General features: G+C 50.0%; 10 protein-coding genes and 3 tRNA genes. All 13 read left to right on the top strand.

What is annotated here, in order from left to right; translation table 11 throughout:
* Positions 1-83 precede the first annotated feature (83 nt).
* The 13 genes from DACE_RS12795 (at position 84) to rpoC (ending at position 13,339) form a co-directional block, all read left to right on the top strand.
* A tRNA-Gly gene (locus tag DACE_RS12795) sits at positions 84-160 on the top strand.
* 23 nt (positions 161-183) lie between these two features.
* Positions 184-259, top strand: a tRNA-Thr gene (locus tag DACE_RS12790).
* A 98-nt stretch (positions 260-357) separates the two neighbouring features.
* On the top strand, positions 358-1,548 hold the full coding sequence (gene tuf / locus DACE_RS12785) for an elongation factor Tu (protein WP_006001921.1): 1,191 nt from the start codon (positions 358-360) through the stop codon (positions 1,546-1,548).
* A 58-nt stretch (positions 1,549-1,606) separates the two neighbouring features.
* Complete coding sequence (gene rpmG, locus DACE_RS17955; protein WP_081450021.1) at positions 1,607-1,756, top strand: 50S ribosomal protein L33; 150 nt, start codon at positions 1,607-1,609, stop codon at positions 1,754-1,756.
* Between the two features lie 26 nt (positions 1,757-1,782).
* Positions 1,783-1,859 (top strand) — tRNA-Trp (locus DACE_RS12780).
* Positions 1,860-1,889: 30 nt separating this feature from the next.
* Entirely contained in the window at positions 1,890-2,075 is a 186-nt protein-coding gene (gene secE, locus DACE_RS12775) for a preprotein translocase subunit SecE (protein WP_006001919.1), read from the top strand.
* Between the two features lie 15 nt (positions 2,076-2,090).
* Entirely contained in the window at positions 2,091-2,624 is a 534-nt protein-coding gene (nusG, locus tag DACE_RS12770) for a transcription termination/antitermination protein NusG (RefSeq protein ID WP_006001917.1), read from the top strand.
* Positions 2,625-2,651: 27 nt separating this feature from the next.
* A complete protein-coding gene (gene rplK / locus DACE_RS12765; protein ID WP_006001915.1) occupies positions 2,652-3,074 on the top strand; it encodes a 50S ribosomal protein L11 in 423 nt (140 codons plus the stop codon).
* A 17-nt stretch (positions 3,075-3,091) separates the two neighbouring features.
* Positions 3,092-3,793, top strand: coding sequence for a 50S ribosomal protein L1 (gene rplA, locus DACE_RS12760; protein WP_006001913.1), 702 nt, complete (start codon positions 3,092-3,094; stop codon positions 3,791-3,793).
* 210 nt (positions 3,794-4,003) lie between these two features.
* A complete protein-coding gene (gene rplJ / locus DACE_RS12755) occupies positions 4,004-4,522 on the top strand; it encodes a 50S ribosomal protein L10 (protein WP_006001910.1) in 519 nt (172 codons plus the stop codon).
* Positions 4,523-4,579: 57 nt separating this feature from the next.
* The gene (gene rplL, locus DACE_RS12750) at positions 4,580-4,963 is read left to right on the top strand and encodes a 50S ribosomal protein L7/L12 (RefSeq protein WP_006001908.1); all 384 of its coding nucleotides are present in this window, start codon (positions 4,580-4,582) and stop codon (positions 4,961-4,963) included.
* Positions 4,964-5,045: 82 nt separating this feature from the next.
* Positions 5,046-9,155 (top strand): DNA-directed RNA polymerase subunit beta, encoded by a 4,110-nt coding sequence (gene rpoB, locus DACE_RS12745; RefSeq protein ID WP_006001906.1) that lies wholly within the window; start codon positions 5,046-5,048, stop codon positions 9,153-9,155.
* Between the two features lie 26 nt (positions 9,156-9,181).
* On the top strand, positions 9,182-13,339 hold the full coding sequence (gene rpoC / locus DACE_RS12740; protein WP_006001904.1) for a DNA-directed RNA polymerase subunit beta': 4,158 nt from the start codon (positions 9,182-9,184) through the stop codon (positions 13,337-13,339).
* Positions 13,340-13,482 lie beyond the last annotated feature (143 nt).

The following is a 13,482-nucleotide window of genomic DNA, read 5'->3' as shown; positions in this document are numbered from 1 at the left end:
CGTTTCACCTGTCGCAGGAGCCTTGCGAATGTACTGCGAAGGTGAGTCGGACTAGTCCTTAGGTTGTAAAGTCCGAATTTTGGGCGGGAGTAGCTCAGTTGGCTAGAGCATCAGCCTTCCAAGCTGAGGGTCGCGGGTTCGAGTCCCGTTTCCCGCTCCATTTAAAGTAGAACAGGTGTGAGTGCCCACATAGCTCAGCAGGTAGAGCACTTCCTTGGTAAGGAAGAGGTCACCGGTTCAAGTCCGGTTGTGGGCTCCATGTGTTCTGTTTTTCGTTTTCGGATGGGCTGTCGGAAAGAATCTTGTTGGCCAGTATAGTTATTATTGTCGAAGAGAAATCATCGAGAGGAAGAAGTCATGGCAAAGGAAAAATTTGAAAGAACAAAGCCCCATGTCAACATCGGTACGATTGGCCACGTTGACCATGGGAAAACAACACTGACTGCGGCAATCACCAAAGTAATGGCTGGTCTCGGTCAGGCGGAAGCCCGCGCATTTGATCAAATTGACAACGCTCCTGAAGAGCGTGAGCGTGGTATCACCATCGCAACAGCTCACGTTGAGTATGAGACGGAAAGTCGTCACTATGCTCACGTTGACTGCCCTGGTCACGCTGACTATGTAAAGAATATGATTACCGGTGCGGCACAGATGGACGGTGCTATTCTGGTTGTTTCTGCAGCTGACGGCCCCATGCCTCAGACTCGTGAGCACATTCTGCTCGCTCGTCAGGTTGGTGTTCCTGCCATTGTTGTGTTCCTGAATAAGGCCGACATGGTTGATGACGAAGAGCTGATGGAGCTGGTTGAGCTGGAAGTTCGCGAGCTGCTGTCCGCTTATGACTTTCCTGGTGATGACCTGCCTATCGTTGCAGGTTCCGCCCTTAAGGCTCTCGAAGCTGACCAGGGTGCTCCTGAGGAGCAATGCATCATCGACCTGATGAACGAGGTTGATGCCTATGTTCCCGAGCCTGAGCGTGCAATCGATCAAGCCTTCCTGATGCCGGTTGAGGACGTCTTCTCCATCTCAGGTCGTGGTACGGTTGCTACCGGTCGTGTTGAGAGTGGCATTGTTAAAGTTGGTGAGGAAGTTGAGATTGTTGGCATGAAAGCTACCACCAAGACAACCGTCACCGGCGTTGAGATGTTCCGCAAGCTGCTCGATCAAGGTCAGGCTGGCGACAATGTTGGTCTGTTGCTGCGCGGTGTTAAGCGTGAAGATATTGAGCGTGGTCAAGTTCTGGCCAAGCCCGGCAGCATCACTCCTCACACCAAGTTTAAGGCCGAAGCCTATATTCTGACTAAAGAAGAGGGCGGTCGTCATACGCCGTTCTTCAAAGGCTATCGTCCTCAGTTCTACTTCCGTACCACTGACGTCACCGGTGTTGTAGAGCTGCCTGAAGGTGTTGAGATGGTTATGCCTGGCGATAACATCGCCATGACCGTCGAAATGATCACCCCGATCGCCATGGACAAAGAGCTGCGCTTCGCGATTCGCGAAGGTGGTCGTACTGTCGGCGCCGGTGTTGTCAGCGAAGTTATTGAGTAGATAGTTAACCTTTGACTGGCGCTCCTGTTTTTTTCGGGAGCGCCAGCGGAGAATAAAAATGAGTGATATTATAACTCTGGCGTGCACAGAGTGTAAGCAACGTAACTATACGACGACTAAGAACAAGCGCAATCTTCCGGATCGTCTTGAATTTAAGAAGTATTGCCGTTTTGATCGTCGCCACACTCTGCATCGTGAGACGAAGTAGCTGAAACGTTATGTTTTAAGTGTTGCAGGCCAGTAGCTCTAATGGCTAGAGCACCGGTCTCCAAAACCGGGTGTTGGGGGTTCGAATCCCTCCTGGCCTGCCAATTTTACTTCCAACGTCTTGAGGTTATTACGTGATTGCAAAGGTATCGGGGTTTCTCGGCAACGTTAAAAGTGAACTGATTAAGGTGACCTGGCCGACCAGGAAGGACACCTATGCATCGACGGTGGTGGTGATCGCTTTTGTGTTGCTGGTGGCAGTATTCTTGTGGGGTGTTGACAATATCTTGTCTGTACTTGTGAAGAATTTGCTCAGCTAAAAAGGGAACATGACGATGGCGATGCAGTGGTATGGCGTACATACATATTCAGGGTTTGAAAATAAAGTAAAGCTGAACCTTGAAGAGCGAATTAAGATGTTGGGAGCTGAGGACCTTTTTGGTGAGGTTCTGGTTCCGTCCGAAGTGGTCGTTGAGCTAAAGAATGGCGAGCGTAAGACTTCCACGCGGAAGTTTTTCCCTGGCTATATTTTAGTTCAGATGGAATTGAATAATGAGACGTGGCATATCGTCAAGGACACAGCCAAGGTAACTGGTTTTGTCGGTGGCGGTACAACACCTCCTCCTATCCCTGATGCCGAAGTAGAAAAGATCACGGCGCGCATGGAAGAGGGAGCTGAGCGTCCCAAGCCAAAAGTTCAGTACGAAGTTGGTGAAACGGTTCGGGTTGTTGATGGTCCGTTTCTCAATTTTACCGGTATTGTCGAAGATGTTAAGCCTGACAAGGGCAAGCTCAAGGTCATGGTAAGTATATTTGGCCGTGTTACCCCTGTTGAGCTGGATTTTATACAGGTTGAAAAGACCAGTTAGGCTGGGCAAATAGTTAAGGAGTAGGTAATGGCCAAGAAAGTAGTTGGACAAATTAAGCTGCAAATTCCGGCGGGTAAGGCAAACCCTTCACCTCCTGTCGGCCCGGCACTGGGTCAACATGGTGTTAATATCATGGAATTCTGCAAGGCATTTAATGCCAAGACGCAAGGTGATGATGGGATGATTATCCCTGTTGTAATCACTGTCTTTGCAGACAGGTCTTTCAGCTTTATCACCAAGACCCCACCGGCAGCAGTTCTGCTGTTGAAAGCAGCGAAGATTGCCAAAGGGTCCGGAGTCCCCAACAAGAACAAGGTTGGGAAGGTAACGATGGATCAGGTTCTTGAGATTGCACGTATCAAGATGCCGGATCTGAATGCATTTGATGAAGACGCGGCTGTGCGCACCATTGCTGGTACTGCACGCAGTATGGGTCTTGAAGTCGAATAAAGTTGGAGTGACAGCACATGGCTACAGGTAAAAACAGTATCGCTGCAAAAGGAAAAGTTGACAGAGCTGTTGCTTATTCATTGAGTGACGCCGTTGAATTGGTCAAAGGGGCCGCTTTTGCCAAATTTGATGAGACCGTTGATCTGACCGTACGTCTCGGGGTTGACCCGCGTAAGGCCGATCAGATGGTTCGTGGTGCCGTCGTACTTCCCCATGGTTTGGGTAAGTCGGTCCGCGTTCTGGTGTTCGCCAAAGGTGAAAAAGCACAGGAAGCTCTCGATGCCGGTGCCGACTTTGTCGGCGGCGATGACCTTGTTGAGAAAATCCAGGGCGGTTGGTTCGACTTTGATACCGCAATTGCAACTCCTGATATGATGGGTGTTGTCGGTAAAATTGGTCGCCTTCTTGGTCCCCGTGGCCTGATGCCGAACCCGAAAGTTGGAACAGTTACCTTTGATGTTGGCCGCGCTGTTGGCGAGTCCAAATCGGGTAAAGTAGAATACCGTGTTGAAAAAGCCGGTATTATCCATGCTCCGGTTGGCAAGGTCTCCTTTGATGCAGACAAGCTTCAGGACAATGTTGTTTCTCTGATGGACGCTCTGGTTAAAGCCAAGCCGTCAACGGCTAAGGGAACCTACCTGAAGAAAATCAGTCTCTCAAGTACGATGGGGCCTGGTATTCAGGTTGACGTCCCGGGCATTCAGGCTCTGGTGAAGTAACATAATTGAATAACGCTATAACCAGCAGTGCCGGAGTGTCTCCGGCGCTGTTGTTTAGTAAGTTCCCTGTCTAAGACAGCAGGTACCCTGTGGTTTAATGTGCAACAACGCCTGCCGAGACTGAAAAAGACCACTCCGTGATCTTCCTTCGGTTTTCAACGACTGAACAGGGAGTATTACTTCTAGAAATCTAGGAAAGGAGGAGAGTGGATGGCTACAGATAATAAAGTACAACTTGTTGAAGAGTTCGCTGCCAAACTGGCCACGGCAAAAGCTGCGTTTGTTGCTGATTATCGTGGATTGAATGTCGACGAAGTTAACGAGTTGCGTGGTAAGCTTCGTGGTGCTGGTGTTGAGTATCGCGTTGTAAAAAATACCCTGCTTCGTCTGGCTGCTAAGGGAACCGATTTTGAGTGTCTGGGTGACTATCTTCAAGGTCCGACTGCAATTGCAATCGCCCAGGAAGATCCGGTTGCACCGGCAAAAGTTCTGGCTGAATATGCCAAAGACAGTAAGTTCTTTGAGCTGAAAACAGCAGTTCTTGAAGGTAAAATCCTTAGTGAAGGCGAAGTGAAAGCATTGGCTGAACTGCCGAGCCGCGAGGTTCTGTTGGGCAAAATGCTTGGATCGATCAATGCGCCGGTATCCAACTTTGTTGGTGTTCTGGCTGCAGTGCCACGTTCTCTGGTTCAGGTGCTTGGCGCCATCAGAGATCAGAAGGCTGCATAACAATAATCACTAGTAAACGAAGTGCTTTAGCATTCATCATATTGACGGAGAAAAATCATGGCTGATATCACAAAAGAGCAAGTAATTGAATTTATCGAGAACATGTCTGTTCTTGAACTGTCTGAACTGGTAAAAGAACTGGAAGACAAATTTGGTGTTTCTGCTGCAGCTCCTGTTGCTGTTGCTGCTGCCGGCCCTGCTGGCGATGCCGGTGCTGCTGCTGAAGAGAAGACTGAGTTTGACGTTGTTCTGACTGGCGCTGGCGACAAGAAAATCAACGTTATCAAAGTTGTTCGTTCTGTTACCGGTCTGGGCCTCAAAGAAGCCAAAGAGATGGTTGACGGCGCTCCCAGCACTGTTAAAGAAGCTGCTGCTAAGGAAGAAGCTGAAGACATCAAGAAACAACTCGAAGAAGCTGGCGCTTCTGTCGAGCTCAAGTAGTAAATCCCTCGATATTTCTGCACGAAGCCAAGGTCGTCTTTGCGGCCTTGGCTGTTCTACGTTCTTTTCTTAAGGAGTGGCCATGGCTTATTCGATCGCGAATAACCAGTTATTGCGCAAGCATTTTTCTGAAATTCAGCGAATTATCGAAATTCCCAATCTCATCGATATTCAGAAAAACTCGTATAAACGCTTTCTTCAGGCGGACCTGCCTGCTTCTGCCCGTCAGAATATCGGTCTTGAAGCGGTTTTTCGCTCCGTTTTTCCCATCCGCGACTTCAGTGAAACATGTTCATTGGAATATGTCTCTTATGTGCTGGAAGTCCCTAAATACGATGTCGAAGAGTGCCATCAGCGTGGTATGACCTTTGCCGCTCCGGTAAAAGTCCGTGTTCGTCTTGTTTCATGGGACGTGGACAAGGATACCGGTGTGCAGTCTATTCGCGATATCAAGGAACAAGAAGTTTACTTCGGTGAAATTCCTTTGATGACTGAAAACGGCACCTTTATCATAAATGGCACCGAGCGGGTTATTGTCAGTCAGCTGCATCGCTCCCCCGGTGTTTTCTACGATCACGACAAAGGTAAAACCCATTCGAGTGGCAAGCTGCTTTATAATGCTCGGGTGATTCCTTATCGTGGTTCGTGGCTCGATTTCGATTTTGACCATAAAGATATCCTCTATGTGCGCATTGACCGTCGGCGTAAGTTGCCGGCAACCGTGCTGTTGCAAGCATTGGGTTACAGCGCTGAGGAGCTTTTAAAATATTATTACGACACCGAGACGTTGCAGATTAATGCTGAGGGCTACACCAAGACGGTTAATCTTGATCTGCTCGCCGGTCAACGTACCGTTCTTGATGTTGTCGCTCCGAATGGCGATGTTCTGGTTAAGGCCAATCGCAAATTCACCAAAGCAGCAATTCGTAAGATTTCTGAAAGCGGTCTTGAGACGATTGCGATTGATGAGAGTGAGGTTCTCGGTAAGGTTGTTGCGACTGATGTGGTCGACACTGAAACCGGTGAAGTTCTCATTGAGTGTAATCAGGAACTGACCGAAACCGGTATTCAGTTGCTGCGTGAAAAAGGGATTACCTCTGTTGACGTCCTGTTTATTGATAACCTGTATGTCGGTCCGTATCTGCGTGATACGCTGCTGCAGGATACCGTCAACAATCCAGAAGATGCGATGATTGAAATCTATCGTCGTCTACGTCCTGGCGATCCGCCGACGGTTCGCAGTGCGACGGCGCTGTTTGAAGGGTTGTTCTTCAATTCTGAACGCTATGATCTGTCCGTTGTCGGCCGTTTGAAATTAAACTATAAGCTTGGTGTGGAAACGCCGCTTGAACACCGGACTCTGACCAAGGAAGATATCCTTGAAGTCGTCCGCTATCTGATCGATTTGCGCAATGGTAAAGGTCATGTCGATGATATTGACCACTTGGGCAATCGTCGTGTTCGTGCTGTTGGCGAATTGCTTGAGAATCAGTACCGTGTTGGTTTGGTACGGATGGAGCGTGCAATCAAGGAGCGCATGAGTCTGCAGGAAGTGGACAGCTTGATGCCGCACGACCTGATCAATTCCAAGCCGGTGTCTGCTGTGGTTAAGGAGTTCTTCGGTTCGTCACAGCTTTCCCAGTTTATGGATCAGACCAACCCGCTGTCTGAAATCACCCATAAACGCCGTCTTTCAGCTCTCGGACCCGGCGGTTTGACTCGCGAGCGCGCCGGTTTTGAGGTACGTGACGTTCACCCGACTCACTATGGCCGTGTCTGTCCGATCGAAACACCTGAGGGGCCGAATATCGGTTTGATTGCATCACTGTCAACCTATGCCCGCATCAATGAGCACGGCTTTGTTGAGACGCCGTATCGTTTGGTTCAGGATGGTCGTGTCACCAGCGAGATTAAATATTTCTCCGCGTTGGAGGAAGAGGGGCATGCGATTGCTCAGGCTAATGCTGAGCTGGATGATGATGGGTGCTTTGTCAATGAAGTGATCAATGCACGACAAAGCGGCGAGTTCATGATGTTGCGTCGCGAAGATATTCAGCTGATGGATGTTTCTCCCAAGCAGCTGGTGTCAGTTGCCGCAGCACTGATTCCTTTCTTGGAGAATGATGACGCCAACCGTGCCTTGATGGGATCGAACATGCAGCGTCAAGCTGTTCCGCTGCTGCGTGCTGATGCACCTCTTGTCGGTACCGGCATGGAGCGCATTGTCGCCCACGACTCCGGTGCTGCCGTTGTTGCCCGCCATGACGGTGTGGTTGAGTCTGTCGATGCCTCACGTATTGTGGTGCGCATTGATGAAGGACAGGACGATGAAACGGGAACCGGGGTTGATATTTACAACCTGATCAAGTTTATCCGTTCCAACCAGAATACCTGCCTGAATCAGAAGCCGATTGTTGAGGTTGGCGACCATGTTGAGCGCGGTGCGATTATCGCGGATGGCCCTTCTACGCAGTGGGGTGAATTGGGTCTGGGGCAAAATGTCCTGGTCGCCTTTATGCCTTGGGAAGGTTACAACTTTGAGGACTCCATCCTGATTTCCGAGAAACTGGTTAAGGAAGACCGTTATACCTCGATTCACATTGAGGAGTTTGAGTGCGTTGCTCGCGATACCAAGCTCGGCAAGGAAGAGATTACTGACGATATTCCAAACCTTGGCGATGATGCACTGAAGGATCTTGATGAGAGTGGCATTATCCGCATCGGTGCTGAAGTCAAGCCGGGCGATATTCTGGTAGGTAAGATCACGCCTAAAGGTGAAACGCAGTTGTCTCCCGAAGAAAAGTTGCTCCGTGCCATCTTTGGCGAGAAAGCCGGCGATGTTCGCGACACGTCACTTCGGGTTCCACCTGGCGTGGAAGGGGTTGTTATCGGCGCTCGTGTGTTCTCACGCAAAGGCTCTGATAAAGACAGCCGTACCGAAAAGATTGAGCAGCATGAAATTGATAAATTGCTCAAAGACCAGAATGATGAAATTCGTATTATTCGTGAATCCGCCCGCCACAAGCTGACTGATCTTCTTTGCGGCAATAAGCTGGCGGCATCAGTCACGGACGATGACGGTAAAGTTCTGCTGAAGAAAAACAGCGTACTTGAGGCTGATCAGCTTGAAGCGCTTTCTGTTGCGCGTTTCCAGGAGATTTCTCTGGTTGATGGTGAAGCGATCGAGGATCGTGTCGCTGAGCTGATGCGTGGTCTGGCTGATCGCGAAGAGCTGATCAAGCGGGTTTTTTCAGACAAAATCGATAAGATTAAGCGCGGCGATGATCTGCCTCCTGGCGTAATTAAGATGGTTAAGATTTATATTGCCATCAAGCGTAAGTTGTCGGTGGGTGATAAAATGGCCGGACGTCACGGTAACAAAGGTGTTCTGTCACGGATTTTGCCTGTCGAAGATATGCCCTACTCGGAAGACGGTACGCCGGTTGAGATTGTTCTGAACCCGTTGGGTGTTCCTTCTCGTATGAATGTCGGGCAGATTCTTGAGATCCATCTGGGTCTGGCTGCGCGTGGTTTGGGTAATCAGATCCAGGAAGTTCTGGATCGCCAACACACGCACAATGAGCTGCGCGAGAAGATCAAGGATGTTTATGATGATCAGGAATTGAATCCATTCCTTGACGACTTGTCAGAAATGGATGTCAACAAACTGGCTAAGCGTCTGGCGCCGGGAATTCCTATGGCGACACCTGTCTTTGAGGGTGTCAGCGAGTCCATGATTAAAGAACAGATTACCCGTTCCGGATTCTCTCCGTCGGGGCAAATGACACTGTATAATGGTAAGACGGGTGAAGCATTCAAAGAAAAAGTCACCGTTGGTATCATGTACATGTTGAAATTGCACCACTTGGTTGATGATAAAATCCATGCACGGAGTATCGGTCCTTACAGTCTGGTGACCCAGCAACCGTTGGGCGGTAAAGCCCAATTCGGTGGACAGCGTTTGGGTGAGATGGAGGTTTGGGCCATGGAAGCCTATGGTGCGTCGCACGCTCTGCAAGAATTCCTGACGGTCAAATCCGACGATGTCGCCGGCCGGACACGCATGTATGAAGCGATTGTTAAAGGTCGTCATACCCTGGAAGCAGGGCTGCCGGAGTCGTTTAACGTTCTGATCAAAGAGCTGCAGTCCTTGTGCCTCGATGTGGAACTGTTGGAAGACGAAGAAAAGTAATCTGCCATCCCTTGAGGAGATGAGTTTTGGAAGATATTTTCAGCTTATTTGAGCGCCCCAAAGATCCGTTGAGTTTTGACACTATCCGTTTGTCGTTGTCTTCCCCGGAGACGATTCGCGAACGGTCCTTTGGTGAGGTGAAGAAGCCGGAGACGATTAATTATCGGACCTTTAAGCCGGAACGCGATGGTCTGTTCTGCGCTAAAATCTTTGGTCCGGTCAAAGACTACGAGTGTAATTGCGGTAAATATAAGCGCATGAAACACCGCGGCATTGTCTGTGAGAAGTGCGGTGTCGAGGTCATTCCGAGCAAGGTGCGTCGTGAGCGTCTGGCGCATATTGATCTCGCTTGTCCTGTTGCGCATATCTGGTTTTTGAAGTCGTTGCCGTCACGGATCGGTACTCTGCTAGACATGACTTTGAAGGAACTGGAAAAGGTTCTATATTTCGAGGCCTACGTTGTTCTTGATAAGGGTGACAGTCAGCTCGAAGTTGGTCAGATACTCACGGAAGACAAGTATCGTGAGCTGATGGATGAGTTTGCAGGTCAATTTACAGCCAGCATGGGTGCTGAAGCGGTTCGTGAGCTGTTAGCAGCATTGGACCTTGAAGAGATCGCTGAAGAGTTGCGTGTCGAGATGCGTGAGTCGTCCAGTGAGGCCAAACGTAAAAAAGTGGCCAAGCGTCTCAAAGTTATCAATGCGTTTACCCGTAGTGGCAATCGTCCTGAGTGGATGATTCTCGAAACGATCCCGGTGCTGCCGCCAGAGCTACGCCCGCTGGTGCCTTTGGATGGCGGACGTTTTGCAACCTCAGACCTTAATGACCTGTATCGACGGGTGATTAATCGTAATAACCGCTTGAAGCGTTTAATGGAGCTGCGTGCTCCTGAAGTTATTATCCGTAATGAAAAACGGATGTTGCAGGAGGCGGTTGACGCTCTGTTTGACAACGGTCGCCGTGGTCGGGCCATTACCGGCCCCAACAAACGTCCGCTCAAGTCGCTCTCCGATATGCTCAAAGGTAAAGGTGGTCGTTTCCGTCAGAATCTGCTGGGTAAGCGTGTGGATTACTCCGGACGTTCAGTTATCGTTGTTGGCCCTGAGCTAAAGCTGCACCAATGTGGTTTACCAAAGAAAATGGCCTTGGAGCTGTTCAAGCCGTTTATCTACAACAAGCTTGAAGAGCGTGGTTTCTGTACCACAATCAAGAGTGCCAAAAAGCTGGTTGAGAAAGAGAAGGGTGAGGTCTGGGACGTTCTTGAAGAGGTCATTAAAGAGCACCCGGTTATGTTGAACCGTGCTCCGACCTTGCACCGCCTCGGCATCCAGGCCTTCGAGCCTGTTCTGGTCGAAGGCAAGGCGATTCAGTTGCACCCGCTGGTCTGTACCGCATTTAACGCTGACTTTGACGGTGACCAGATGGCGGTTCACCTGCCGTTGTCCATCGAGAGTCAGATCGAAGCGCGCGTTTTGATGATGTCGACCAACAATATCCTGTCACCTGCGAACGGTAAGCCGATTATCGTACCGTCACAGGACATGATCCTCGGCATCTATTACATGTCGCGAATTCGTCCTTTTGTTCTGGGCTCCGGAAAGATTTTTGCCTCAGAGAGTGAAGTGCGTATTGCTTATGATTCCGGTGAGGTCGATCTCCAGGCTGGAGTAAAAGTGCGGATGTGTCGTGCTGACGGTACGGATCCTGAGTTGATTGAAACATCTGTTGGTCGTGTGCTGTTGCGCGAAGTTGTGCCTCGGGTGATCCCTTTCGATTACATTAATAAGGTCATGACCAAGAAGCAGGTGGCTGAGCTTGTTGATGCAAGCTTCCGCCTCGCTGGCAATAAGGAAACCGTTATCCTGGCGGACCGTCTTAAGCAGACCGGTTACCGTTTCTCGACAATTGCGGGTATCTCCATCTGTCTCGACAATATGGTGGTTCCTGAATCAAAGCAGGATTACATTGATGCCGCTGTTGCCGAAGTCACGGAAATTCAGAATCAGTACACTGAAGGTTTGATCACTGACGGAGAACGCTACAATAAGGTTGTCGATATCTGGGCCAAGTGTACTGAGGACATCGCTTCGACAATGTTGGGTGACCTGTCTGTGGATCGGTTTGAGTCTGAGTCTGGCGAGACCGTTGAGGCGTCTTCATTTAATGCCATTCACATGATGGCCGATTCCGGTGCTCGTGGTAGTGCCCAGCAGATTCGTCAGTTGGCCGGTATGCGTGGTTTGATGGCCAAGCCGTCCGGTGAGATCATTGAAACACCGATTACAGCGAATTTCCGTGAAGGTCTGACCGTACTCCAGTACTTCATCTCGACTCACGGTGCACGTAAGGGTCTGGCGGATACCGCGCTGAAAACCGCGAACTCCGGATATCTGACGCGTCGTCTCGTTGATGTTGCTCAGGATGCTATTATCACGGAGAAGGATTGTGGCACCATTGATGGTATCCTGGTCAGTTCTCTGACTGAGGGTGGTGAGGTTATCGAATCTTTGGGTGACCGTATCCTTGGTCGTGCTGCTCTTGAGGATGTCTGTGATCCGGTGACCGGTGACGTCATTGTTGCTGCCAATCAGGAGATTGACGAAGTTCTGGTCAATAAGATTGAGCAGGCCGGAATTGAGAAGCTCTATATCCGTTCGGTCCTGACCTGTAAGAGTCGCCATGGTATTTGCGCCACCTGTTATGGTCGAGATCTGGCTCGTGGTCATATGGTTAACCTTGGTGAAGCTGTTGGTGTTATTGCGGCTCAATCCATTGGTGAGCCTGGAACCCAGCTGACCATGCGGACCTTCCACATCGGTGGTACGGCCTCGCGTCGTGCCGAGCAGACCTCTCTTGAGGCTCGCTTTGACGGTGAGTTGCAGTTTAGTAACCTGAAAACCGTCGTCGACCGTGAGGGTCATCATGTTGTCATGAGTCGTAATGGTGAAATTGTCATTGTCGATGAAACCGGACGCGAGCGGGAGCGTCATGCTCTGGTTTACGGTTCACGTGTCATGTTTGATCCGGGCACCAAGATCACGGCAGGAGCATTGCTCGCTGAGTGGGACCCGTACACCATGCCGATTCTGACTGAGGTTGGTGGTCGTGTTCACTTCGGTGATGTGATCAGTGGTGTGACCATGGACGAAAAGGTCGATGATGTTACCGGTTTGTCGCGTAAGGTTATCATTGAGTCCAAGGCAACAGACAAACGTCCCCGTCTGACCCTGAAAGACGAAGAGGGTCGTTCGGTGAAGCTGCCCAATGGTTTGGCTGCTCGTTATATGTTGCCGGTCGGAGCCAACATTATCATCCCTGAGGATGAGCTGGTTCAGGCTGGTGATGTCCTGGCGAAGATTCCGCGTGAGACCACCAAAACCAAGGATATCACCGGTGGTCTGCCGCGCGTTGCTGAACTGTTTGAGGCACGTAAGCCCAAAGAGTTTGCCGTTCTCACCGAGATTGATGGCGTCGTAACCTTCGGTAAGGACTCCAAGGGTAAGCGCAAGGTTGTCGTGACCCCGGAGGTGGGTGAGCCGATTGAATATCTGATTCCCAAGGGTAAGCATATCAACGTGCATGAAGGTGATAATGTCCTGGCTGGTGAGCCCTTGATGGATGGTCCTCGCAATCCGCATGATATCCTGCGCGTTCTTGGTGAAAAAGAGTTGGCTAAATACCTGGTTGACGAAGTTCAAGAGGTTTATCGCTTGCAGGGTGTTGCCATCAATGACAAGCACATTGAGACGATTGTTCGTCAAATGTTGCGTCGTGTCCGCATTATCGAAGTGGGGGATACAGACTTCCTGCTTGACGATCAAGTGTCGCGTGTCGACTTTGAAATTGAAAACGACCGCATCATGGAGCAGGATGGCCAGCCGGCCGTTGGTGAACCGATTATGCTGGGTATTACCAAGGCCTCTCTGTCGACGGAATCATTCATTTCGGCGGCGTCGTTCCAAGAGACCACCAAAGTTCTTACCCAGGCATCAATTGAAGGTAAGGTCGACCATTTGCGTGGTTTGAAAGAAAACGTCATCATGGGACGTCTGATTCCGGCAGGTACCGGCATCGTGAAATACCGCAGTGCGACGTTGATGACGCCTGAACCTGAAGAGGAAGTGGTTAATGCTGAGGAAGAGGAGACTGACGACGCCGTTACGGCCGAAGAAGTTTCTGAGTAAACTCAGCGCATTACAATAAAAAATGCGAATCAATAACAACTGCCTTGACAATCGTTGGGGCAGTTGTTATTGTTCCGCGGGTTTCCCCTCTGGGGGATACGTTCTTTCAATTCTGTGAATAGTAATTTCGGGAGTAAGAAATG

Source organism: Desulfuromonas acetoxidans DSM 684, from assembly GCF_000167355.1.
Classification (GTDB): domain Bacteria; phylum Desulfobacterota; class Desulfuromonadia; order Desulfuromonadales; family Desulfuromonadaceae; genus Desulfuromonas; species Desulfuromonas acetoxidans.
Note: the sequence above shows the minus strand (reverse complement) of the source record. Positions and strands in the feature narration are given on the sequence as shown.